This is a genomic window from Mycolicibacterium aichiense (assembly GCF_010726245.1).
In the GTDB taxonomy this organism is placed as follows: domain Bacteria; phylum Actinomycetota; class Actinomycetes; order Mycobacteriales; family Mycobacteriaceae; genus Mycobacterium; species Mycobacterium aichiense.
Map to the genome: position 1 here is coordinate 5,846,932 of NZ_AP022561.1, position 24,020 is coordinate 5,870,951.

Consider the following 24,020-nt stretch of genomic DNA (forward strand, 5'->3'; position numbering starts at 1 on the left):
CGGCGAAAGAGGGAGAGACACATGGCGGATGCCGACACCACCGAAGTGACCGAGTCTGACGTTGCGGTCGACAACGATCTTGACCAGAACTCGGACAAAGCCGAAGTGAAGGGCGAGGACCTCGAGGAGCGCCTCGTCGCCGAAGGCGAGATCGCCGGCGACTACTTGGAGGAGCTGTTGGACCTCCTGGACTTCGACGGGGACATCGATCTCGACGTCGAGGGCAACCGGGCGATCGTCAGCATCGACGGCGGCGAAGACCTCTCGAAGTTGGTTGGCCGCAAGGGCGAGATCCTCGATGCACTGCAGGAGCTGACCCGCCTGGCCGTCCATCAGAAGACGGGGGAGCGCAGCCGGTTGATGCTCGACATCGCGAACTGGCGCCGCCGCCGCCGCGAGGAGCTGAGCGCGTTGGGCGACAAGGTGGCCCGCCGCGTGCTGGAGTCCGGCGATCGAGAGGAACTCGCGCCGATGACTCCGTTCGAGCGCAAAATCGTCCACGACGCGGTTGCGGCCGTGGACGGGGTGCACAGCGAGAGTGAGGGCGTGGAGCCGTCGCGTCGCGTTGTCGTCCTGAAGGGCTGAAGTTACATCGGTGTAGTTCGTGACCCGGACGCCACTATGACCGGAGGATGTTTCACGTGAAACATGGCACTGCGCCCCCGCCTCCGTCGGCGGCCGAGGCTGTCTTCGGCGATCGGGTGAAGCTGGCCCAGCGCTACGCGGATCTGCTCGCGGGCCCCGGCGTCGAGCGCGGGTTGATCGGTCCGAGGGAAGTCGAGCGGTTGTGGGAGCGCCACATCCTCAACAGCGCTGCGGTCGCCGAGCTCATCGAGCCAGACGCCCGGGTTCTCGATATCGGGAGCGGCGGCGGTCTGCCGGGGCTGCCCATCGCGATCGCGCGGCCCGACATCCGGGTGACATTGATCGAGCCGATGCTGCGCCGGACGGACTTCCTCGAGGAGTCGGTGGCCGCACTGGGGTTGCCCATCGAGATCATCCGCGGCAGGGCAGAAGAGCCGGATGTCCGGACCCGGGCCTGTGGTGCGGACGTGGTGGTGTCTCGGGCGGTGGCGTCGCTCGACAAGTTGACGCGGTGGAGCCTTCCGCTGCTGCGACCCGGTGGGCGCATGCTGGCGATGAAGGGCGAGCGTGCCGAAGAGGAAGTTGTCGAGGGACGGCGCGGGATGGCGTCGTTGGGCGCAACCGATGTGAGGGTGGTGAGATGTGGCGAGAGCTATTCGGATCCTCCCGCGACCGTGGTGATCGCGGTGCGGGGGGAGCGAGCGCCAGTCGGGAAGAAGAAGTCCACGCGAGCATCGGAGAAAAGGGGATCATGACCGTCCCATCGAACCCGGATCCCTCCGGGACCGCGGGCGCCGATGTTTCACGTGAAACATGGAATCCGCCGGACGACTTCGAGACCCCGATCGGTGCCGCGGCGCAACGCGCGATGCAGGTCCTTCACACCGCGGCCGGACAGCTGCCGCGCCCCGGGCGGCGGCGCGTGTTCACCGTTGCCAATCAGAAGGGCGGGGTCGGTAAGACGACAACGGCGGTCAACCTGGCGGCCGCTCTCGCTGTCCAGGGATTGAAGACGCTGGTCGTCGATCTCGATCCGCAGGGCAACGCGAGTACCGCGCTCGGCATCGCGGATCGGCAATCGGGCACCCCGTCGTCTTACGAAGTGCTCCTCGGCGAGATCCCGCTACAAGCGGCCATCCGGCAGAGCCCGCACAGCCCGCGGTTGTTCTGCGTGCCGGCGACGATCGATCTCGCGGGCGCCGAGATCGAACTCGTCAGCATGGTGGCGCGAGAGAACCGGCTTCGGAACGCGCTGGCTGCGCTCGACGACTCGGACTTCGACTACGTCTTCATCGACTGCCCACCCTCGCTCGGGCTGCTCACCATCAACGCTCTCGTCGCGGCGCCCGAGGTGTTGATCCCGATCCAGTGCGAGTACTACGCCCTGGAGGGTGTCTCACAGTTGATGAGGAACATCGAGATGGTCCGGGCACACCTCAACCCGCAGCTGACCGTCTCGACCGTCATCCTCACGATGCACGATGGTCGTACCAAACTGGCCGACCAGGTCGCCTCCGAGGTGCGCAACTATTTCGGCGACAAGGTACTCACGACCGTCATTCCCCGTAGCGTCAAAGTGTCGGAAGCACCCGGGTACAGCATGACGATCATCGATTACGATCCCGGTTCGCGGGGTGCGATGAGCTATCTCGACGCAAGTAAAGAGCTCGCGCAGCGGGCTACCCGGGCATAGGTGGAGGCGCACATGTCATCGAAGAGCAAGGGCGGCCTGGGCCGCGGCTTGGCCTCACTGATCCCGACCGGACCGGCCGACGGTGGGCCGCGCCTCGGTGCTGCTGCCGCCGACGTGGTGATCGGCGGGGGAGCGCCGCTGGACGTGGACAGCGTCGGGGCGGTCTACCGCGAGATCGATCCGCTGGCTATCGAGCCGAATCCCCGCCAGCCCCGCCAGGTTTTCGACGAGGAGGCATTGGCCGAACTGGTGCACTCGATCCGCGAGTTCGGGCTCATGCAGCCGATCGTGGTGCGGGCGCTATCGGAAGCCACGGGAGCACCGGCGCGCTACCAACTGGTGATGGGGGAGCGGCGTTGGCGGGCGGCGCAGGAGGCCGGCCTCGCCACCATTCCGGCAATTGTCCGAGAGACCACGGACGACAATCTGTTGCGCGACGCACTGCTGGAGAACATCCACCGCGCTCAACTCAATCCTCTGGAAGAGGCGGCGGCCTACCAGCAGTTGCTTGACGAGTTCGACGTCACCCACGACGAACTCGCCGCGCGCATCGGCCGGTCCCGTCCGGTGATCACCAACATGATCCGGCTGCTGCGCCTGCCGATCGCTGTCCAGCGCCGGGTGGCAGCCGGTGTGTTGTCGGCGGGGCACGCACGCGCACTGCTCGCGCTCGAGGCGGGTGCCGAGGCTCAAGAGGAGCTCGCCGCGCGGATCGTCGCGGAGGGATTGTCCGTGCGTGCGACCGAGGAGGCCGTCACACTGGCGAACCGGTCCGACACCAAGACTCCGCCGGCGCCGCGACGCAAGCCGATCCAGATGCCCGGGCTCCAGGATGTCGCCGAACGGCTGTCGAGTACCTACGACACCCGGGTGACGGTGAGCCTAGGCAAGCGGAAGGGCAAGATCGTCGTCGAGTTCGGCTCGGTGGACGATTTGCAGCGCATCGTGGACATGATGAACCGGCCTGCGGGCTGAAATTCCAGGTACGACGACACCAGCCAGTTCCGTCACAGTGACGCCAACTCCGGTCCGCGTTCGCTGCCGAATTGATCCAGCGAGGAATCGCACAGTGCGCCAACGAATTCCGCTCCCGTCGAGAGCCGGCCTTGGTAGCTACGCCATCACTGGCACGCCCCCGGCCGCCTCTCCTATTCTGGAGGGGCTGTTGCGCGTATCCGCACCGCAGGAAAGCCGGGGAGGTTAGTGTCCGTCCGCATCACGCCGCTTCGGCTCGAGGGCTTCGAGCAACTACCCAAGCACGCGCGCCGATGTGTGTTCTGGGAAGTCGATCCCGCAACGCTCGGTGGTGACTACCTTCCGGATCCCGAGTTCGAGAAGGAAGCCTGGCTGTCGATGGTCATGCTGGAGTGGGGGTCGTGTGGTCAGGTGGCCAGCGCGACACCTGCCGACGGATCGACGTCCGCCGACGAGCAGCCGTGTCTCGGCTATGTGCTGTACGCCCCACCCCGGGCGGTGCCGCGAGCGCAGTTCTTCCCGACCGGGCCGGTCAGCGCGGACGCCGTTCTGCTGACGTCAATCGGAATTGAGGCGGGGCAGACCGACGGACTGCCCCAGGCGTTGATCAGCCAGGTGGTCAATGAACTCGTTCGGCGCGGCGTGCGAGCCCTCGAGGCGTTCGGCCGCACTGCCGACGCCACCGAGCTACTCGACCTCGACGCCGTCGACCCCGAGCTGCGACCGGCCGTGGAAGTGCTTGGGGACTGCTCCTTCGACCAGTGCATGATCAGCTCCGACTTGCTGCTCGACGCCGGCTTCACTGTCGTCGCCCCGCATCGGTACTTCCCGCGGCTGCGGCTCGAGCTGGACAAGGGGTTGGGCTGGAAGGCCGAAGTCGAGGCCGCATTGGAGCGGCTGCTGGAAAGTGCGCAGCTGCAACAGCCGGTCGGCGCCGGCGCGGAGGTCCGCGGCTAGTTAGAAAGCCGGCCGGGCCTGTTCGACCGACAGCTCGTGTGCGAGCAGCTCGGCGAATGTGAAAGTGCCCGTGGGACGGTCATTCTTGCCAAGGAGGTAGAGCCGCTTGACGGCGGCCAGGATGCCTTCGGCGATCGCATCACGGGCGTGAGTGGTCACCAGCATCGACCGGTCCTGCGGGTTGGTGATGTAACCGACGTCGACCTGGACCGTCGGCATCCGGGTGAGCCGAAGAAGATCCCAGGTCCGGCCGTGGGTCCGGCAGTCGCGTAATCCGGTGCGCGCCACAACTTCTCGTTGGATGAAGTCGGCCAGGTTGCGACCGATCGTGGACACCGAGCCGTGCGAGCTGCCGAAGTAGAACGACGCCACGCCGTTGGCCGACGGGCTGGCCTGGGTTTCACAGCGCAGGCTGATCATCAGATCGGCGCCGACGGTGTTCGCGGTGGCGGCCCGTTCGGCGTCGGTCGGGCTGTGGTTGGACGGCCGGGACAGAAAGGTCTCCATGCCGATCGCGGTCATCCGGCCTTCGAGCCGACTTGCCAAGTCCCACAGGATGTCTGCTTCGCTGATCGGGCCGTCCGGTCCCTGGGTGATCAGGCCGTGGTCGGAACCGCCGCGGCCCGGGTCGATGATGATCCGCTTGCCGGACAGCCGGGGTCCCGAGCGGCGGACCTGCTCCTCCTCGCGGATGGCGTGCAGCGAGCCGCCCGTGACGCGCGAGCCGAGAAAGTCCAAGGAGCGCAACGTTTCCGGGCCGCAGATGCCGTCGGCGGACAAGCCGTACTCGCGCTGATAGGACATCAGCCCGTTGTGGGTCTGCAAGCCGAAGTAGCCGTCCACCAAGGCGGTGTAGAAGCCGAGTTCCTGCAGTTTGGCCTGCAGCGTCGCGACGTCGTCGCCGTACATCGGGGCGCCGAACTGGTGCAGCAGGGTGCGGGCCCCCAGCCGGTAGGAGGCTTCCTTCAGTGCGCGGTAGGTGGCCTCGCCGACGATCCCGTCGACCAGCAGACCGCGGCGCTGCTGAAACGCCCGCACCGCGTGGTCGAGGTCGGCGTCGAACACGTCGACCGCCACCCGCTTGCCGGTGGTGAGGTCCGCGTCGGGATTGTCGACCAAGCCGAGCGCGGAGAGCGCTTCGCGGATCTCGACGACGGCGTTGCTGCGGTCACCGCGGCGCAACACGTCATCACGACCGCTCCGGTGCGAGGAGGCATCGCCCCCAGCACCGTGGCGAAGACTCGACATACAGGGCCCTTCGATCGCCGTTGTCAGCTCAGTATCGCCAGGGCTGACGATTGCACACAGGCTAGGGAGCATTCTCTCAGAACCTCACCGCATTCCGGAAAACGGCAGGCGAGGCCGCCGGTAACGGAATCGTCTCAGGCATGCGGCGATAAGGCCGCCCCAGCCTCAGACCGGGGGAGGAGCAAGAAGTTGGTCCGCCTCGGTCAGACGACGTCGGCGATCTCCCGCAGCAGCGCCGCCTTGCCCTTGGCGCCTACGATCCGCTTCACCGGCTGACCGTCCTTGAACAGGATCAGGGTCGGGATGGAGACCACCTGGAAGTCGCGGGCCGTCGCCGGGTTGGCGTCGACATCGAGCTTGGCCACCGTCAGAGCGCCGGCCTTCTCGGTGGCGATCTCCTCGAGCACAGGGGCGACCATCCGGCACGGACCGCACCAGGTGGCCCAAAAGTCAACCAGCACAGGGGTATTGCTGGACAAGACGTCCTGGGAGAAGGAGTCGTCGGAGACCGTTACGGTCGCGCCGCCTTCGCTCATTGGTGTGCTCCAATCATCTCGGTGGTTGCAGTGTCGTCGGCATCGGCCAGCCAGCGTTCGGCGTCGATCGCGGCCGAACAGCCCATCCCGGCCGCCGTGATGGCCTGCCGGTAGGTGTGATCGACGAGGTCGCCGGCGGCAAACACGCCGTCGATCGAGGTGGCGGTGGTCCGACCGCGAACCAGGACGTAGCCCTCGGGGTCGAGTTCGACCGAGCCGCGGACCAGCTCAGAGCGGGGATCGTGGCCGATCGCGACGAATACACCGGTCACCGGCAAGGTGGACGCTTCGCCGGTGAGGACGTTGTGAACGCGCAGCCCGGATACCGTGGTGTCACCCTCGACCGCGTCGACCGCGGTGTTGGTCAGGAACGTGATCTTCTCGTTCTCGCGGGCGCGTTCCAGCATGATCTTGGAGGCGCGGAACTCGTCGCGGCGGTGCACCAGGGTGACACTGCGCGCGAACCGGGTCAGGAACGTCGCCTCTTCCATGGCCGAGTCGCCGCCACCGATGACCGCGATGTCCTGCTCCTTGAAGAAGAAGCCGTCACAGGTTGCGCAGGCACTGACGCCGCGGCCGAGCAGCTCTTGTTCGCCCGGGACGCCGAGGTAGCGGGCCGCGGCACCCATCGCAAGGATGACCGACCGGGCCAGGTGGGTTTCGCCGTCGCCGGTCACCACCTTCTTGACCGGTCCGTCCAGGTCGACGGATTCGACGTCCTCCATCCGCAGGTCGGCGCCGAAGCGCAGGGCCTGCTCGCGCATCTCGTCCATCAACTCCGGGCCGGTGATGCCCGAACGGAAGCCGGGGAAGTTCTCCACCTCGGTGGTGGTCATCAAGGCGCCGCCGAAGGACGTGCCCTCGAAGACCAGGGGCTGCAGCTGCGCGCGGGCGGTGTAGATGGCCGCGGTGTAGCCGGCGGGGCCTGATCCGATGACGATGACGTCATGAACTGGGTTGGCGCTCATACCAGCCTTTCTGCGTCGGGTGCCAGGCTGCAGGCGAGGAGCCTGCGCGTTGGCTGCCTTGTGGGCACCTGGTCAAACAACAGGGTAGGCCGCGCTGTTCCCCGCCGTGCACTATGGGCGGCGCACGGTCGTGTCAGCGATCAGCCCGGTGTCCACCGAGCTGCACCAGGCGGCCACGGCGACGCCCACGATCACATCGGGCTGGTCGCCGGGCAGCACCAGCACGACGGCGGGCTTGCCGTCGACCTGTACCTGCTCGGCGCCCAGGACCTGCACCGATCCGGAATAGCCGAGCGCGCTCAGGCACGCGGCCCGGCGCTTCGGATCGGCCAGCGGGCCGAAGTCCGGGCCGCGGGCGATCAGCGCGTTGAGCTCCCGGCTGCTGATCGGCATTCTCGGGGTGACGGTGATCATGCTGGCACTGGTCAGGGTGCTGGCGGCGGGGCCGCCGGATTTCAGCTGCGACGCGATCCCGAGGCCGACCGCGGCGAGCACGGCCACCGCGCCGATGCCGGCGGCCACCAGCCGGCCGGTCCGCGCGGCCGGGCGCCGCGCGTGGGCTGCGGGGCCGTCGGACGCCGGGGTGACGGTGTGCGTGGGCTCCACCCGACCAGTGTGTCAGCCGTGTGCGGCCGCGCCGTCCGGGCGCAGCAGGCCCGTCAGCCGAGCCCGCCCCCGCGCGCAGCGGCTCTTCACGGTGCCCTCAGCGACGCCCAGGAGTGCGGCCGCGTCAGCCACCGAGTATCCATGCATGTCGACGGTCAGCACGGCTGCCCGTTGGTCGGCAGGCAGGCGCATCAAGGCGCGGCGCACCACCAGCACGGTGTCGACCTCGGCGGTGCGGTCGCCGACGCCATGCTCGTCGACCAGTGGCGCGGTGGGCGGCTGTGCCGCACCACGGCGCACCCGGTCCAGGCAGGCATTGATCACGATGCGGTGCAGCCAACTGCCGACCGCCGCGTCGTGGCGAAACGCCGGGGCGCCGCGGTGGGCGGCCAGCATCGCGTCCTGGATGACGTCAGCGGCGTCCTCCGGACTGCGGGTTCTGCGGCGCGCCAGCTGGTAGAGCTTGCGGTGGTGGCGGGCCAGCAGCTCCTCGAAGGCGTAGCGGTCGCCGGCGACATGGGCGGCGAGCAGCTGGGCATCGCTGCGGACGACGGCCGGGCCGAGGAAGCTGAGCATGGCCGGACAGTAGGTTTCCCGCCGTCCGCGGGCACTTCACCCGGGGGCCGGGCTGTTAGGGAATTACGACGCGGCCTTGACCGTCAGCCCGGAGATCTCGGTCTTGTTCTTGCCGTCGGTGGTGCCCATTGTGGAGATCCACACCACCAGGTAGGTGGTCGGCTCCTTCGCGTTGACCTGAATTGTGTTGGCGCCCGGCTGCAATGCGGTGGGCTGGGTCAGCACGGTGGTGTCGTCCAGGGTGGTGGGGTTGGCCGACGACGCGGAGCGGATCTGGACCTGGGTACCGGTACTGGGCACCGTCAGCGACACGCTTCCGACCGTGGTCGGCTGGGGCAGTTGCAGCAGCAGGCCGACGCCGTTCTTGAAGTTGGGGAACGGATTCGGGTCGGTGTAGGTGTCGGTGGACCAACCGGTGCCGGGACCGCCGGTGACGGCAAGCTCGGCCTTGTCCGGATTGTCGGCGCCACCGCCCGGTGAAAAGACGGTCACCTTAACGGGTTTGACGGTGCTTCCGCTGGCCGCGTTGTTGTCGGTGGTCTGCGACGTCGAGGGGTTCAGCCCGAGCTGGTCGCCCTTGAGCCCACCGCCGACGTCGCCGAAGATACTGCTGAGCACCGAGGCCAGCACGATGAGCGCGATCACCAGGATTCCGGCTCCCACACCGACGCCGATCAGCAGATTGCGCCTGCGACGAGCCTGGGCTTCGGCATCCGCCGGTTCGGCAGGCAGAGCTGCGGACGGGCCGACAGGATCGACGGGTTCGATCAGATCGGTGCGGTCGGCTGTTGCGGTGGCTTGCTGCAACAGGTTCAAAAGCGTTGGGGCCGAGCGAATTCCACCGCCAGCTTGCACCGAACGCGCTGCGGCCGCGGAAATCTGGAACGGGATGGCACCGTCGATCGCTCGCGGTTCGAGTGGCTCACCGGCCGGGTCGGTCTCGGCGGGCTCCAGCCCACTCGGCACGCCGTCTTCCGGCAGCGGCCACCGGTCGACCAGCAAGGCGTACAGGGCGGCGCCGATACCGCGGATGTCGTCCTCAGGGGTGGCGCCGGGCATCGTCGCCGGGAATGCCAGCGCGACATCGCCTTCGATGCTGACCCGCACCCGGCTGGGGTGGTCGATCGACAGCGCGACGCCGGCGCCGTGCGCTGCGTCGGCCGCCGCGGCCAGCGACTGAACAGCGCGCGCTCCGCCGATCGGCGATGGCGAGGTGTCGGCGACTTCCTTCAGTGAGCCGCCGCGAATCCACTCCGAAACGACCAGACCACCGGCGCCGGTGTTGGCGACGTCGAGGACCCGCGCGATGCCCGGCCGTTCGATCTGGCTGAGTTTGAGTGTGCGGGAAAGGATTTCCTGCACCTGCTCGTCGGTCATGGTGCGCTCGGGGTCGACGAACGTGAGTGCCACCTGCCGGTCCAGCGCGGTGTCGAGGGCCTGCCAGAACTGCAGCCCGGGCGGGCCGCCGTGCGAGACCAGTAGCCGGTAACGTCCGCCGGCGATGCTCGCCCCGGGAATCAGGTTGGTGTCCTCGTCGGCGGCGCTGGATTCCATCGCCGGTTCCCGGGGGGACTCGAAGCCGAGCGGCTCACGGGTCGGATCGCCGGCGAAGTCGGCGTTGGGCTGCTTGGGCGGGACCACGTCATATCCCCGGGTCGCTTCGCTTCTGTCCGTCGAGGGCGCGACGGCGCCGACGTGCACCTCGGGTGCCACATCGGGCTGGAAGTCGTCCGCGGCCTGGCGCGGGATCTTCGTGGTGGCGTCTCCGATCGGCTCGGCGGGAGGATTGCCCGAGGGTTGGTCGTTCACCTCCGGTCCTTTCCCCGTCGAGCCCGCGGCTCCGTACGAATTGCTGTGCTCAGGGTACGGGAACTGCCTCGGGACCTGCGGCCGGTCGAGCGCAGCGAGTGAAGTGACGGTCTGCGGTGGGGTGCGGGCGATGCGGCGCTTCACCGCACCCCACGCGGCCACCGCGTCGGGAACCCGGGCGGCGAGCATCACCGCGGCCAGGATCGGCAGCATGATCACCCCGAGCACCAGCAGCCGCAGCAGCGACCCCGCGCCGCCGCCGTGTTCGGTCAGCACCTTGAGCCCGAGCAGCCTGTCGATGACGTAGGCGATCAGCCCGGCCAGCAGTGATGCGGCGGTGGTGACCAGGATCGTGCGGACCACGGCGAGGTCGAGCAGGGTGCCGCGCGGCGGTTTGAGTGCCCGCTGCAGCAGTACGTAACCCAGGATGGCGCCGGCCAGGAAGCCCAGTCCGTTGGCCAGGCCCAGGTAGCCGGCGACGAGTTCCTTGTCATCGGTCAGGTGCGGGGCCACCACTGATGCCGCGATCTTGACGACCGTGATCGTGATGATGATCAGGATCGGTGTCCACGGTTGTTCGCGGGCATAGAACACCCGCAGCTGCAGCAGCACCACCGCGTACGGGATCAGGGTGAATGCCGACAGGCTGATCGCCACACCGAGGTAGTTGGCGTCGACCTCGCCGAACTTGCCGTAGGCGAACAGTGCACTGCCCATCGCCGGACCGCCGACGGTCATGAACGCGACGATCGGGATCAGCGTCACCATCGTCAGCCGCGTCGCCAGCGACAGGTCGGCGAGCACGGCGGGGGTGTCGTCGGCGGCAGCGTTGCGGCTCAGCCGCGGCATCACCACCGTCAGGACGGTGACGCCGATGATGCCGAACGGCAGCATCAGCACCAGCCAGGTGTAGTTGTAGATCGCCGGGCCGGAGGCGGCCGCGGTACTGGCGATCTGGTTGACGACCACCAGACCGATCTGGCTGATCAGGACGTAGAGCACCATGGCGCCGGCCATCGCGCCGAACCGTTTGAGCCGATCGTCGACACCCCACAGCGGGCGCAGGCTGATCCGCTCGGCGCGGATCGCGACCAGCAGCACCATGGTCTGCGCTACCACGCCCAACGTCGTTCCGATGCCCAGCACCAGCAGCTTGGCGTTGCCCATCTGCACCGGATCGACCGAGAGCTGGCCCGGGACAATGAGATACAACCCCAGCGTGGCGATCGCGACCACGTTGTTGACCACCGGAGCCCACGCCGGCGGCCCGAACACGTTGCGGTTGTTCAGGATTGCCATGAACACCGACGACAGTCCGTAGAAGATGACTTGGGGCAGCAGCAGATACGCGAACGCGGTGGTCAGCGGCTGGTTGACTTGCGGGTCCTGGCCGAGCATGAGCCGCACGAGCAGCGGGCCCGCTGCCACCGACAGGATGGTGGCGACCAGCAGCAGCGTGGTGGCCAGCGTGACCAGCCGTCGCACGAACGCTTCGCCACCATCGGCGTCGTCGCGCTCGGCGCGGGCCAGTACCGGGACGAAGATCGCGGTGAAGGTGGCTTCCAGCACGAGTGCCGCGATCAGATTCGGCAGCTGGTTGGCGACGGTGAACGCACTCGACAGTGCCGCGCCGAGGATCGCGGCCAGCAGCACGATTCGGATGAACCCGGTGATGCGGCTGACCAGGGTGGCCAGCGCCATGCCCCAGGACCGCGACACCACCGCGGCGTCGGACAGCTCGGCGCGCACCGCGCGGGTGCGGGGACCGGGCCGGACATAGGCGACCGGCCTGCGGGGCGGCGGCGTCATTCGCGGCCTTCAGGCCAGGCCCGGCGCGGGCGGTCCAGGTCGGCCGGGTCGGGCTGGCCGCGGAATCGGTGGTAAAGCCGGCGCCCGACGAGGACCGCCAGCACGGTGCCACCGATCAGCGTGATCGCGAAGAGCACCTTGCCGTAGGCGTTGGAGTGCACCGACAGGCGCACCGGCTCACCGAGCTGCAGCCCGTCGGGGGTGCGCAGGGTGACGTCGACGGCGACCCGCTGGGTGAAGTGCACCTCGATGGGGACCCGTAGCGGCAGGTATCCCGGCGGGATCTCCTGCTCGCCGAGGTCGGTGACCGTCATCCCGGGCGGGGCGTCGACCTGCAGGCGGACCCGGATCGGGACGGCAAGGTCGTTGCGCACCGCCAGCGGCAACGGGCTGTGCTCGGTGGCCAGCGTGTACGAACCGCCGGGGTTGACGATCGTGACCGCGCCGAACAGGTCGTTGATCGTGGTGCCGACGGCACCCAGCCTGCGCCGGGCGAGGTCGTTGCGCTCATCGGGCGGTTCGGTCTGACTCAGGGCGCGCAGCATGTCCTCGCGCAGCGGTGCGGTGTACTGCGGCCCGGTCAGCCCGGTGCGCGGATCGGTGGTGAGCGCCGCGGTCAGCCCCCACAGCCGGCCGGTCTGCCCGGCGATCGTGGAGATGACGTCGTCGTCGAAGCCGCCTCGGGTGTCGCGCGACAGGTCAGGGCCGGAACCCGGACCTGCTTGCCCCGCTTCGGTGATCACGTCGCCCAGCGGTCGGGCGAACGCCAATCCCGAGCGGATCGTGGTGGCCAGCGCGGTCAGCATCGACTGCGCATCACTGGGTTGCGGGCTCCACTTCAGCGGGGGAAGGAGAATCTGCTGGCGCGGCTCGGCGCTCGGCTGCAACGACCGCCAGAGCATGGACGCGATCGCGTCCTGACGCCGCGCGACCATCGAGTCGTGGTCGAGTGGAACGTCCAGCGACGTGTCGAGATAGGTGGGCAGGTCGGGGTCGGTGCCGACCCCGGCGAGCGCGGCGCCGACGGCCGGGTCGAACGGCGCCACCACCACTTGCGGTGACACCCGGCGCGGGGTCACGTCGGCGATCATCGGCTCGCCGGTTGAGGAGTCCTGCGCCGAGCAGTTGGCGGCCGCGATCGCGACCGTCGGGCCTTGGCCGTCGAGCAGGCCGACCGCGGCGGGCGTCAGCGGGCCGTCGCCCAGGACCGTCGCGCCGCGCAACGAGGCGATGCCCAGGATTTGGTCGATGATGTCGCTTGCGCTGACGGTCGCCGCGGCGTCGAGCCCGGCGTCCCCGACCCGTTGCAGCGCACCGAGGTCGGCCTGCGCGTAGGGCGTCGAGGTGACGCACATCCGTTTGGCCAGCGCGCGCAACTTGTCCAGCCAGGCCACCGCGGCGGCCTGTCCGGTGCCGGGGTGGGAGGCGGCACCGAGCCCGTCGGGGGAGTCGGCGACGACGTAGCCGGTGGTCATCGCGTTGACGGTGACGAGCAGGTCCGGGTCGATCGCCAGGCACAGGGCACGCGCGGTGTCCCCGCCGGGATCCACCGGGGGGCTGGTGGCGAAATCGACGGCCGCCAGCAGCGAGTCCAGCCGGCCACCGGCGGCCAGCGACACGGCCAGGTCGTCGTTCATCAGCCGCACCGGTGTGCTGCCGCCCGGCACCCCGGGGGCCAGCCTCGGCTTGTCGGCGAGCGGCCACAGCATGGTCACCGCGACAGGTTTGGTGGTGTCCGGAGGGACGACGTCGGTCAGGGCGTCCGCCGAGGTGCTGGCCGGATCGGGTGGCACCCCCAGCACCGGCAGCAGGAAGCGGGCGTCGTCGAGGCGGGCGGCGTCGCCGTAGTCCGGGGTGCCGTTGATGTTGACCAGCAGCGGGTACACCCCGGGCTGTTCGACGCCCAGCGACGGCGCGGTGCGCGAGCGCAGCGGGTAGCTGAAGGTGAATCCGACCGCCTGGCCACGCTGCATTTCGGGTGAGATGGCGGTGAATTCGCCGACGGGCTGGAACTGGTCGTTGGCGCCGCCGAGATTGGTGCGCAGCCCCGCCGAGGAGGTCACCGCGGGAGCGTGTTCGAGGCGGGCGACGACGTCGCGCACCGGGCGGTCGCCGACGTTGGTGACGGTCCCGGTGACGGTGACGGTCGGCTCGCTGGTGGTGGTGATCAGATCCGGGGTGACGCTGTCCACCCGCACTTGCAGGAAGGGCGCCGACCCGGGCTCGCCGGCGGCAGCCGGCGCGGTCGTTGGCATCGCGAGCAAGGCAAGGAAACCAAGGACCAGCACGATCCGGGGCAGCTTGCCGACCCGCCTCGGCGTGGTCACGTTCCCGGTCCGCAGCCGTTCGTCCGCGGGCCGGATTGACGCGGTCCTGAATCGTCCGAGCGACGGTTGCGGGTGTGTGAATGAGTCTGGGGACGCCGGCGAGGTGTGGTGCGCGGCAGCGGCGGCAGCGCGGCGACGCCGTCGGACTGCAGCAGTTGGATCAGTTCGCCGGCAACTTCGGCCAGGCGACGTTCGTCGGCGTAGGCCAGCCGTTTGGGTAGTTCACCGACCGGGACCCACGCCACTTCGGTGACTTCGACGTCTTCGTCGCACAATTCACCGCCGGAGAACTGCATGAGGTAGTGGTGCACCGTCTTGTGGACGCGGCGGCCTTCGGTGACGAACCAGTAGTCGATGCTGCCGAGCGCGGCCAGGACCTGCCCGCGGATACCGGTTTCCTCGGCGACTTCGCGGATCGCGGTTTCCTCGGCGGTCTCACCTTGTTCGATGTGGCCCTTGGGCAGCGACCACAGCATCCGGCCGCGCCGGTCGACCCGCCCGATGAGGGCGGCCACCTGAGCTTCGGGCGGCCCGTCGATGCCGTCGATGACGAGTCCGCCCGCCGAGGTTTCGTGGACGGTGCGCAGCCGCGCGGGCGCCCTGCGGGGGCGGCCCGGTTTGCCCGGCCGGGGCTGACCGTTGCTGCCGTCGACGGCGGGGGATCCGGTGGTGGCGTCCGGGGTTTCGGTGCCGCCGGCCTCCGCTGCGATGGGATTTGCCGGACCGGCCGCGCGACGGCCGCGGCGACGCCCTCGGCGTCGTCGTGGTTTGGCCTGTTCGCCGTCCGACACCCAAGCGATAGTAGCTGGCACGGGATGGTGTCCCGACCGCACTCGCCGGTACACGACTAGGCTTCTGCCACGTGTCCGAAGCCACCCACGACGTCGAACTGCTCGCCCGGGCGCTCGTCGCGCTCAATCGGCAAGGTGCGTTGTTGCGCGAAGTCGGTGCACTGTTCGACGCCGCCGGCCACGAGCTCTACCTGGTCGGCGGCAGTGTGCGCGACGCCGTCCTCGGCCGGCTGAACCCGGACCTCGACTTCACCACCGACGCGCGGCCGGAGGTTGTTCAGCGGATCGTGCGGCCGTGGGCCGACGCGCTGTGGGATACCGGCATCGAGTTCGGCACGGTCGGTGTCGGCAAGCACGGCGAGCGGCTGGAGATCACCACCTTCCGCGCCGACAGCTACGACCAGGTGTCCCGCAACCCCCAGGTGCGCTACGGCGACCGGCTCGAGGACGATCTGGTGCGCCGCGACTTCACGGTCAACGCGATGGCGGTGCGCATCACCGCCGACGGACCGGGCGACTTCATCGACCCCCTGGGCGGCCTGACCGCGTTGCGGCAGCGGATCCTGGACACCCCGGCGGCGCCCGAGGTGTCGTTCGGCGATGACCCGCTGCGCATGCTGCGGGCGGCGCGCTTCGTCTCCCAGCTGCGCTTCGGCGTCTCGGATCGGGTCCGTCGCGCGATCGTGGAGATGGCGCCGGAACTCGGGCGGATCACGGTCGAGCGGGTGGCCGTCGAATTGGACAAGATGCTGCTCGGCGAGGATCCGGTCGCCGGTATCGACCTCATGGTGCAGACCGGGATGGGCGAAGTGGTGTTGCCCGAGATCGGTGGCATGCAGATGGCCATCGACGAACATCATCAGCACAAGGATGTGTATCAGCATTCGCTGACCGTGCTGCGACAGGCGATGGCTCTCGAAGAGCCGGACCAGCGGGATCTGGTGTTGCGCTGGGCGGCGCTGCTTCACGACATCGGCAAGCCGGCGACCCGCCGCCACGAATCCGACGGCGGCGTGAGCTTCCATCACCACGAGGTGGTCGGGGCCAAGATGGTCCGCAAGCGGATGCGCGCGCTCAAGTACTCCAAGCAGATGGTCGACGACGTGTCGCAGCTGGTGTATCTGCATCTGCGGTTCCACGGCTACGGCGAAGGCAAGTGGACGGACTCGGCGGTGCGTCGCTACGTGGCCGACGCCGGGCCGCTGCTGCCCAGGCTGCACAAGCTGGTCCGCGCCGACTGCACCACCCGGAACAAGCGGCGCGCGGCGCGGCTGCAGGCCAACTACGACGAGCTCGAGGCGCGGATCGCCGAGCTGGCCGCCAAGGAAGATCTGCAACGGGTACGCCCGGACCTGGACGGCAACGAGATCATGCGGTTGCTCGACATCCCGCCCGGCCCACAGGTGGGGCAGGCCTGGTCGTTCCTCAAGGAGCTGCGCCTGGACCGCGGCCCGCTCGAGCACGACGAGGCCGTGGCCGCACTGTTGGCGTGGTGGAACGAACGGAACCCGGAGGACCAGCCCGGCGTCTGAGGTAGGTATGGACTACTGCCTGGGACACGGGGACGGCACCGCGGCGATGTTCAGCGGTCATCCCGAGGTGGACGTCGACGGTGACGGCGAGCTCGACGGGCTGCGCCTGGACCTCGACGGCGACGGTGCCTTCGACGATGCGCTGGCCGATTTCGACGACGACGGCCTGGCCGACCATGCTGCCTTCGACCTCGGGGACGGGGCCGCGGAGCACGTGTTCACCGACGACGGGTCGGGGACGTGGGCGATGACTCCGGCGGGACCGGCGGGCCCGCTGCGCTGGTTCGGCCTCGACGGCGTCGAGCACACCGCCGACGGACCGATCGACGTCGACCGGGATGGGCGCCCGGACCGGCTGCTGGACGTCGACCGCGACGGGCTGGCCGATCGGGCGCTGCGCAGCGGACCCGACGGCGGGTTCGACACCGGTTACGTCGACACCGACGGGGATGGCCGCTGGGACGTCACACTCGTCGACTCCGATGGCGACGGACTCTCCGACGACGCCAGTCCGGTGTAGCCGCCGTCCGACGGCACTGTGCACACCCCGCCCGACTCGAGCAGCTCTCGGGCGGCATCCCACAGCACGGGGTGGTGATAGAGGAAGCCCTGCCCCTTGTCGGCACCGAGATCCAGCAGGGTGTCGCGCTCGGCGACAGTCTCGATGCCTTCCACCACAAGGTCCAGCGACAGTGCGCTTGCGAGGGCGACCACCGACTGCACCACGGCGCGTTGTTTGTCGTCGCCCTCGTCCAGTGCGGCGGCGAACGAGCGGTCGAGCTTGATCTGATCGACGGGCAGTGTGCGCAGCTGGGTCAGCGACGAATAGCCCGTGCCGAAATCGTCGAGGGACACCTTGACGCCGGCCTCGCGCAGCCGGGCCAGGGTCGGATGGGCGACCCGCAGGTCGACGAGTGCGTGTTCGGTGAGTTCGATCATGAGTGTCTCGGGCGGCAACCCGGCCGCCGCCAGCATCTGCAGCACCTCTTCGGCGAAGCCGGCTTCCCGCACCTGGCGGGGTGACACGTTGACCGACATGGTCAGGTCCAGCGCCAGCCCGTCGGCGCGCCACTGCGCAAGGGTCTGGATGGTTTCGCGCAGCACCCAGCGGCCGATGTCGACGATCAGCCCGTTGTCCTCGGCCAGCGGGATGAACGCACCGGGATACAGGACGGGCAGTCCGGGCCGGTGCCACTGCAGCAACATCTCGAAGCCGGTGATCACTCCGGTGTCGAGCACGACGATCGGTTGGGCGGAGACCCGAAGCTCGCCGCGCTCCACGGCGTGCCGCAGTGCGGCGTCCAGGTCCAGGCGCTGGGCGACCTCGGCTTCAAGGGTGGAGTCGAAGACATTGATGTGGTGGCCGTCGGTGAGCTTGGCCCGGTACATCGCCACGTCGGCTTCCCGCATCAGCTCGTGACCGGAGACGGTGGATTCGTCGGCGAAGGTGATGCCGATGGAGACGTCGACGAACGCTTCCTTGCCGTCGATGGTGTACGGCACGCTGAGTGCGGCGCGGATCCGCTCGGCCAGTGCGAGAGCCTGGGCGCGGTCGGGCAGCTCCGGGCAGAGCACCACGAATTCGTCGCCGCCCAGCCGTGCCACGGTGTCGCTTTCGCGCACGGTGGCCGACAACCGCCGCGCCGCTTCGATCAGCAGCTGGTCGCCGCCGGCATGTCCGATCGAGTCGTTGACCATCTTGAAGCGGTCCAGATCGCAGAACAGCAGCGCCAGCGGCGTTCCGCGGCGGCGGGACAACAGCAGGCTTTTCGACAGCCGCGTGAGCAGCAGGCTGCGGTTGGCCAAGCCGGTGAGGGCGTCGTGGCTGGCTTGATAGGACAGCCGGCGCGCGGACGCATCACGTTCGAGCGACAGCACCGCCAGGTCCCGGCACCGCACCAAGGCGGTGTGGGCGAGTTCGTCGAGGGCTTCCGCGTCGCCGAACACCTGGAGCGTCCCTGACCCGTCGACGTTGTCGGTGACGACACCGGACCACGCCGGCGTGCCCGACACGTCGGCGCCCGGCGGGTAGATGACCGTTCGCCTGCCGATCGACAGTCGGACGGCCGGCGCCCCGGAGACGTCGGCGGCCAGCTGCACGATGTGGCGCAGGACTGACGACACCGGGCCTGCAGTGGCGATGCGTTCCAGGATCTGCGCTTGGCCGCGTTCCAGCGCCGAAACGCGGTCGAGTCGAAACTCGGTCTGGCGCAGAACTTCTCGCTCGTCGTCGAAAGCTTTGCGGGCGCTTCGGTATTGGCGTACCACGTTGGCTGCGACCCACCACAGCAGAATCGCCGCCAGCACCAGCGCGGCGATCAGCATGGCCAGCTGGACCACGCGCCCGCGCAGCAGATTTCGCTCGGCGAGGCGATCCATCCGGTGCTGTTCGACCTGGTTGTCGGCGGCCAGCTCGTGCGCCCGCTCGAAGAGGGCCTCCGCGCGCGGCAGGATGGTGCCGGCCCAACGGTCGCGTTGCCCGACGGGGAGCAGACCGGGTGGTGCTTTGGCGACGACGGCGTCCAGTGCGGCCAGCGCCGCGCGATAGTCGGGTCCGGTGCTGTCGGCGGCGCTGACACCGTCGGCCGCGATCACCCGCAGACGCTGAGCCAGCATCGCCCTGGACAGCTGGACCTCGCGCCGGGGAACGACGCCGAGCAGATACTGCTGCGCGCGATCGATGTAGGTGAGCGAGTCGCGGACGGTGAAGAACGTGTTGGTGGCCGCGGCTTCGCTGCGGGCGCTGTGTTGGCTGTACGCGTTCTGATCGGCCGAGGACTGAAAGCCGATCGCGACCAGCGCGATGAGAAGCAGCACCAACACGGTCGCCACGATCTGCTGGCCGCGGTTGAGGGTCAGCCGAGGGCCGGGCGGGGTGAGCCAGCGGTCGGTGATCACGGGCCGCCCGGGTGCTTCACCGTGATCGACGTGAGGCTCCAGTTCCAGGCTTCGAGCACCGACGACAGCGGGGAGCGGTCGGGGAACACGATCCGGATGGGCCCGCCCTGGTCGTAGGGAATGGGCGCGCCGTCACGTTCGGTGGCTATCAGGGCCTGCGAGTCGACCATCGGTTTGACGACGCTGACGTAGTGGTAGTGGTCGATCGCGTCGGTGTCGATCGTTGCGGTATCGGAGATCCCGGCTTTGGCGAGCACGATGGCCAGCGGCACACCGCTGTAGGTCTCGCGCTTGTTGACGAAGGGCTCGTCGATCGAGATCGTCGCGTGGCCCATCGCATTCAGCTGGTCGATGGTCAGCGACAGCGGGGTCGTCCCGCCGGTCACGGTGAGCACCGGTGCGTTCGGAGCGGGCGGATCGACGGTCCCGGCGGTGTAGGGGTTGCGGCCCTGCCCGGACTCCGAGTGCGCTGCGGCCGAGGAGGGGTGGTTGGGGGTGGGGCCGGTCGTACACCCGCCTACCGCAATGCCGACCGTCCCCGCCGCGATGGCGGCCAGGAGGCGGTTGCGCATGAAGGGCGATGATACTGCCCAAAGCAACGATCGGTCGGTACGTCAGCGTCCCTGGCCGGGCGGCCCGGCGAAGGCCTGCGCGATGCCGAGCCACCTTGTGGCATCGGCTCCTTCGGCGACGACGTCGAGCTCGCGGCTCGGCCTGCGCTGGGTGACCAGATAGCAGAAGTCGAGTGCCGAGCCGGTCACGCGTTGGGCCGCGTCCTCGGGTCCCCACGCCCAGCAGCTCCCGTCGGGAGCCGTCAGTTCGACGCGGAACGGCTCGGCCGGCGGGGTGAGCCCGTGCACGGTGAACGCGAAGTCGCGGGTCCGCACACCGAGGTGGGCGATCGACTTCAGCCGGGCGGACGCCGCGACCGCGACACCGAGGCCGTCGGCCACGTCCAGGCCGTGCGCCCAGGTCTCCATCAGCCGGGCGGTGGCCATCGACGGCGCGCTCATCGGCGGCCCGAACCAGACCAGCTTGCGGCCGTCGGCCACCCCGCGCAGCGCGGCGTGCAGCTGAGTGCGGGTGGCTCGCCACTGCGCCAGCAGTTGATCGGGAGGGGTGAGCGCGAGCTCTTCGGCGGCCTTGTCGACAAAGCCCGTCGGGTCGGCCTGCGCCGCCGCGAGCAATGCACCGAACGCGGGCTCGTCGGTGATCGACAGCAGCGACGCCCGATCGGTCCACAGCAGATGCGCGATCTGATGGGCGATGGTCCAGCCGGGTGCCGGCGTGGACAGCGCCCACCCGGACGGATCCAGCGGCGCGACGAGGGCGTCGAGGGCGTCGCTTTCGTCGCGCAGGTCGTCGATGATCGGGTCCGCGGCTGCCATGGATCGAACCTAGCCCCAGCCTCACTCAGGCGCGGCGGCCGACCGCGCTGTGCACGGCAAGGCCGACCAGATAGACCACCGTGCCGGTCAACGCCAAGACCGCCGAGTGACCGTCGGCCGGGACCACCGCGGCGGCAACCGTGATGGCGGCGATGAACGACACCCAGAACAACGAATCCTGTACGGCGAACACATGTCCGCGCAGCGCGTCGTCGACGTCGATCTGCATGGCGGTGTCGGCGCACAGCTTGACGATCTGGCCGGCCAGCCCGAGCAGGAACCCGCACACGATCATGACCACCAACTGCAGGGTGGCCCCGGCCAGCTGAATGACCGCCGCACACACCAACGCCCCGTTGGCGGTCGCATACCGGCCCCACCGCTTGATCGACATCGGGGTCAGCACGTTGGCCAGGAAGGCGCCGCCGCCGGTGGCCGCGACGAAGATGACGGCGGTGCCCAAACCAGCGACGGCCTGGGTGTCGCTGTGCCGCACGATGACCAGCACCAGCAAGGTGTTGATGCCGAACACCATCCGGTGGCTGGCGAGGCCGGACAGCGTCGCCGCGACGGTTGGTGTGCTCAGCACTGTGCGTGCGCCGTAGATCCACCCGGTGGTGACGGCGTAGAACACCGAACCGTGCACGGCGCGGGCGGTGTCGTCAGGCCCGAGGACGTGCCGCGGAAAGCGCAGGGACAGCACGAACGCGACTGCGATCGGTACCGCCACCATCAGCATGATGGTGGCCGCGCCGGCGTCACCGGAGCCGAACAGCCAGCGCGGCAAGAGCATGAAGTTCGCCCCGAGGAACGTGGCGGTGGCCCCGGTGGCGGTGGCGACAGAGTTCATCACCACGACCGACTGGCGCGGCACCACGTGCGGCAGCGCAGCCGACAGTCCTGAGGTGACGAAGCGGCTGAACCCGTTGACGATCAGCGCGCCGCACAGCACGGTCAGGTCGCTGGCGCCGATGGCGAGCAGCACCGCCACGCCGACGACCAACAGCAGCCGGGCCAGGTTCGCCCCGACCAGGACCGCCCGGCGATCCCAGCGGTCCAGTAGGGCTCCGGCGAACGGTCCGACGATCGAGTACGGCAGGAACAGCACCGCGAACGCCCCTGCCACCGCCCACGGATCGGCCGCCCGTTCCGGGTTGAACAACAGCCCGCCGGCGAGCCCGGCCTGAAACAGCCCGTCACCGAACTGGCTGGCGGTCCGCAGCTCGAGCAACCGCCAGAACTCGGGCAGGCTGCGCACGGATCGCCAGAGCGAACCGGGTGCGCGGGCGTCGACCATCGGACCAACAGTACAAATATCCACACGCGCCCGTTACCACAGCAACACCTACCTGATGCCATGATGGTGGGGTGGCACAGTCTGAGGACCCCGAAGACTTCATCGCGCCTGCGGCGAACCGCGTGCGACCGGGAACGTTGCTGCTGGCCAACACCGATCTCATGGAGCCGACGTTTCGGCGCAGCGTGATCTACGTCGTCGAGCACAACGACGGCGGCACTTTGGGTGTGGTGCTCAACCGTCCCAGCGAGACCGCCGTCTACAACGTGTTGCCGCAGTGGTCGAAACTGGCCGCCAAGCCGAAGACGATGTTCATCGGCGGGCCGGTCAAGCGGGATGCCGCGCTGTGTCTGGGCACGCTGCGGGTGGGTACCGACCCGCAGGGCATGCCGGGTCTGCGCCATGTCGCGGGCCGGATGGTGATGATCGACCTGGACGCCGACCCCGATCTGATCGCCCCGGCGGTCGAGGGGGTGCGGATCTTCGCCGGCTACTCCGGCTGGACCATCGGCCAGCTCGAGGGCGAGATCGAGCGCGACGACTGGATTGTGTTGTCCGCGTTGCCTTCCGATGTGCTGGTCGAGCAGCGGGTGGACTTGTGGTCGCGGGTGTTGCGCCGTCAGCCGCTGCCGCTGTCACTGCTGGCGACGCATCCGATCGACGTCAGCCGGAACTGACCGTCGTCGCGCCGCGGCCCAGCCGGGCGGCGATCACCGCGCAGACGAAGAGCTGGATCTGGTGAAACAGCATCAGCGGCAACATGATCAACCCCACGCTGGCGGCCGGGAACAACACCAGCGCCATGGGCAGCCCGGAGGCCAGGCTCTTCTTCGACCCGCAGAACAACAGCACGATCGCATCCGCGCGGTCCAGCCGGGCCAGCCTGCCGGTGATCCAGGTGAAGGCAAGCACCACCGCGAGTAACACCCCGCTGACCGCGGCGACCGCCACCACCCGCCACGGCTGCACGCTGCTCCAGATGTGCTCGGTCATCCCGACCGAGAACGCGGCGTAGACGATCAACAGGATCGAGCCGCGGTCGACCACCTTGGTCAGCACCGCATGGCGAGCCACCACCGGCGCCAGCCACCGGCGCAGCAGCTGACCGGCGGCGAACGGGGCCAGCAGCTGTAACACGATGTCTCCCACCGCGGACGCGTCGATCCGGGGTGACCCACCCAGGGGCATCAGCAGCAGAACGAGCAGCGGGGTGAGAAACACCCCGACGATGTTCGACAGCGACGCACTGACGATCGCCGCCGACACGTGCCCGCGTGCCATCGAAGTGAACGCGATCGAGGACTGCACGGTCGAGGGCACCAGGCACAGGAACAGCAGGCCGGTGTAGAGATCGTCGGTCAGCACCGACGGGACCAGCGTGCGCGCCGCGAGCCCGAGCAGCGGGAACACCACGAACGTGGTGGCCAGCACCAGCAGGTGCAGCTTCCACTGCCGCACCCCGTGCCAGGCCTGCTGCGGTGAGAGCCGGGTTCCGTACAGCAGGAACAGCAGCGCGATGACGATCTTGGTGATCAGCGACAGGGCGTCGGCCGCGCCCCCGCGGGCGGGCAGCACGGTGGCCAGCACCACGACCGCGACGAGCAGCAGCAGGAACGGATCGACTCCGAAGCCCCGACGCAGCGCCCCCATCAGGTCGCCGAGCGACTCACTTGCAGGACAGCGTGCAGCTCGCGCAGCTCCCTGCGCAGCCGCCGGCCTGGGCTTCCCGCCGCGCGGCGTACCGGGCGCCTTGCCAGGAGCCGGCACCGATCGTTCCGACAGCGCCGATCACGCACACGATCAGGACCAGCAGCCCGGTGCGGGCGGGTGCGGCCAGGGCGACTGCCCCGCCCGCGGCCAGCATGACGGCGGCGGCCAGTTGGGTCGGCGCGACCGCCCGCATGACCTGCGCAGTGACGTCAGTGCCGGGCGGCCGCGTCAGCGTCCACGCGCCCGAGCCGCCGACGAGGGCAGCCATTCCCAGGCACACCAGGCCGACGATGAACATGGGGCCACAATACGAGC

The 24,020-nt window shown here is 69.1% G+C and carries 22 protein-coding genes; 8 read left to right on the plus strand and 14 right to left on the minus strand.

Annotation, left to right across the window (positions count from 1 at the left end; all coding sequences use genetic code 11):
- Positions 1-21 precede the first annotated feature (21 nt).
- The 5 genes from G6N32_RS28035 (at position 22) to G6N32_RS28055 (ending at position 4,210) form a co-directional block, all read left to right on the plus strand.
- Positions 22-585, plus strand: a complete 564-nt coding sequence (locus tag G6N32_RS28035) for a Jag family protein (RefSeq protein ID WP_115317951.1) — start codon at positions 22-24, stop codon at positions 583-585.
- Positions 586-632: 47 nt separating this feature from the next.
- Positions 633-1,340 (plus strand): 16S rRNA (guanine(527)-N(7))-methyltransferase RsmG, encoded by a 708-nt coding sequence (gene rsmG / locus G6N32_RS28040; RefSeq protein WP_115317950.1) that lies wholly within the window; start codon positions 633-635, stop codon positions 1,338-1,340.
- Complete coding sequence (locus G6N32_RS28045) at positions 1,337-2,278, plus strand: ParA family protein (RefSeq protein WP_115317949.1); 942 nt, start codon at positions 1,337-1,339, stop codon at positions 2,276-2,278. Before rsmG ends, G6N32_RS28045 begins: the two co-directional genes overlap by 4 nt.
- Positions 2,279-2,290: 12 nt before the next feature.
- Positions 2,291-3,253 (plus strand): ParB/RepB/Spo0J family partition protein, encoded by a 963-nt coding sequence (locus tag G6N32_RS28050; RefSeq protein WP_115318948.1) that lies wholly within the window; start codon positions 2,291-2,293, stop codon positions 3,251-3,253.
- A gap of 228 nt (positions 3,254-3,481) precedes the next feature.
- Positions 3,482-4,210, plus strand: a complete 729-nt coding sequence (locus tag G6N32_RS28055) for an acetyltransferase (RefSeq protein WP_115317948.1) — start codon at positions 3,482-3,484, stop codon at positions 4,208-4,210.
- On the opposite strand, the gene G6N32_RS28060 is transcribed toward G6N32_RS28055, so the two are convergent.
- The 8 genes from G6N32_RS28060 to G6N32_RS28095 all read right to left on the minus strand — a co-directional run bounded on the left by G6N32_RS28060 (position 4,211) and on the right by G6N32_RS28095 (position 14,880).
- On the minus strand, positions 4,211-5,458 hold the full coding sequence (locus tag G6N32_RS28060) for an N-acetylmuramoyl-L-alanine amidase (protein ID WP_163789496.1): 1,248 nt from the start codon (positions 5,456-5,458) through the stop codon (positions 4,211-4,213).
- A 203-nt stretch (positions 5,459-5,661) separates the two neighbouring features.
- Positions 5,662-5,994 (minus strand): thioredoxin, encoded by a 333-nt coding sequence (gene trxA, locus G6N32_RS28065; protein WP_036342267.1) that lies wholly within the window; start codon positions 5,992-5,994, stop codon positions 5,662-5,664.
- On the minus strand, positions 5,991-6,962 hold the full coding sequence (trxB, locus tag G6N32_RS28070; protein ID WP_115317946.1) for a thioredoxin-disulfide reductase: 972 nt from the start codon (positions 6,960-6,962) through the stop codon (positions 5,991-5,993). The genes trxA and trxB overlap by 4 nt, the downstream gene beginning before the upstream one ends.
- A 111-nt stretch (positions 6,963-7,073) precedes the next feature.
- Positions 7,074-7,568, minus strand: coding sequence for an RsmA family anti-sigma factor (locus G6N32_RS28075; protein WP_115317945.1), 495 nt, complete (start codon positions 7,566-7,568; stop codon positions 7,074-7,076).
- Between the two features lie 12 nt (positions 7,569-7,580).
- Positions 7,581-8,144 carry an RNA polymerase sigma factor SigM gene (gene sigM / locus G6N32_RS28080; protein ID WP_115317944.1) on the minus strand — a complete coding sequence of 188 codons (564 nt, stop codon included), beginning with the start codon at positions 8,142-8,144 and terminating at the stop codon, positions 7,581-7,583.
- A 63-nt stretch (positions 8,145-8,207) separates the two neighbouring features.
- Complete coding sequence (murJ, locus tag G6N32_RS28085; protein WP_115317943.1) at positions 8,208-11,762, minus strand: murein biosynthesis integral membrane protein MurJ; 3,555 nt, start codon at positions 11,760-11,762, stop codon at positions 8,208-8,210.
- Entirely contained in the window at positions 11,759-14,089 is a 2,331-nt protein-coding gene (locus tag G6N32_RS28090) for a DUF6049 family protein (protein ID WP_115317942.1), read from the minus strand. Before G6N32_RS28090 ends, murJ begins: the two co-directional genes overlap by 4 nt.
- Positions 14,086-14,880 carry an NUDIX hydrolase gene (locus G6N32_RS28095; RefSeq protein WP_172507224.1) on the minus strand — a complete coding sequence of 265 codons (795 nt, stop codon included), beginning with the start codon at positions 14,878-14,880 and terminating at the stop codon, positions 14,086-14,088. The genes G6N32_RS28090 and G6N32_RS28095 overlap by 4 nt, the downstream gene beginning before the upstream one ends.
- A 71-nt stretch (positions 14,881-14,951) precedes the next feature.
- Between G6N32_RS28095 and G6N32_RS28100 the strand changes: the two genes are divergently transcribed.
- Positions 14,952-16,412, plus strand: a complete 1,461-nt coding sequence (locus tag G6N32_RS28100) for a CCA tRNA nucleotidyltransferase (protein WP_115317941.1) — start codon at positions 14,952-14,954, stop codon at positions 16,410-16,412.
- Positions 16,413-16,419: 7 nt separating this feature from the next.
- A complete protein-coding gene (locus tag G6N32_RS28105; protein WP_115317940.1) occupies positions 16,420-16,932 on the plus strand; it encodes a pullulanase in 513 nt (170 codons plus the stop codon).
- On the opposite strand, the gene G6N32_RS28110 is transcribed toward G6N32_RS28105, so the two are convergent.
- Genes G6N32_RS28110 through G6N32_RS28125 form a run of 4 tightly spaced genes read right to left on the minus strand, consistent with a single transcriptional unit; the run spans position 16,842 to position 21,995 of the window.
- Positions 16,842-19,310: a putative bifunctional diguanylate cyclase/phosphodiesterase gene (locus G6N32_RS28110; protein WP_115317939.1), complete on the minus strand. Its 2,469-nt coding sequence runs from the start codon at positions 19,308-19,310 to the stop codon at positions 16,842-16,844. The genes G6N32_RS28105 and G6N32_RS28110 overlap by 91 nt on opposite strands.
- Positions 19,307-19,882: a molybdopterin-dependent oxidoreductase gene (locus tag G6N32_RS28115; RefSeq protein WP_115317938.1), complete on the minus strand. Its 576-nt coding sequence runs from the start codon at positions 19,880-19,882 to the stop codon at positions 19,307-19,309. The genes G6N32_RS28110 and G6N32_RS28115 overlap by 4 nt, the downstream gene beginning before the upstream one ends.
- Before the next feature lie 42 nt (positions 19,883-19,924).
- Entirely contained in the window at positions 19,925-20,698 is a 774-nt protein-coding gene (locus G6N32_RS28120; RefSeq protein ID WP_115317937.1) for a TIGR03084 family metal-binding protein, read from the minus strand.
- A gap of 25 nt (positions 20,699-20,723) precedes the next feature.
- Positions 20,724-21,995, minus strand: a complete 1,272-nt coding sequence (locus tag G6N32_RS28125) for an MFS transporter (protein ID WP_115317936.1) — start codon at positions 21,993-21,995, stop codon at positions 20,724-20,726.
- A gap of 71 nt (positions 21,996-22,066) precedes the next feature.
- On the opposite strand from G6N32_RS28125, the gene G6N32_RS28130 reads away from it, so the two are divergent.
- The gene (locus G6N32_RS28130) at positions 22,067-22,672 is read left to right on the plus strand and encodes a YqgE/AlgH family protein (RefSeq protein WP_115317935.1); all 606 of its coding nucleotides are present in this window, start codon (positions 22,067-22,069) and stop codon (positions 22,670-22,672) included.
- Here the strand turns inward: G6N32_RS28130 and G6N32_RS28135 are convergent.
- Positions 22,659-23,645 (minus strand): bile acid:sodium symporter family protein, encoded by a 987-nt coding sequence (locus G6N32_RS28135; RefSeq protein ID WP_115317934.1) that lies wholly within the window; start codon positions 23,643-23,645, stop codon positions 22,659-22,661. The genes G6N32_RS28130 and G6N32_RS28135 overlap by 14 nt on opposite strands.
- 16 nt (positions 23,646-23,661) lie before the next feature.
- Positions 23,662-24,003, minus strand: a complete 342-nt coding sequence (locus G6N32_RS28140; RefSeq protein WP_115317933.1) for a hypothetical protein — start codon at positions 24,001-24,003, stop codon at positions 23,662-23,664.
- Positions 24,004-24,020 lie beyond the last annotated feature (17 nt).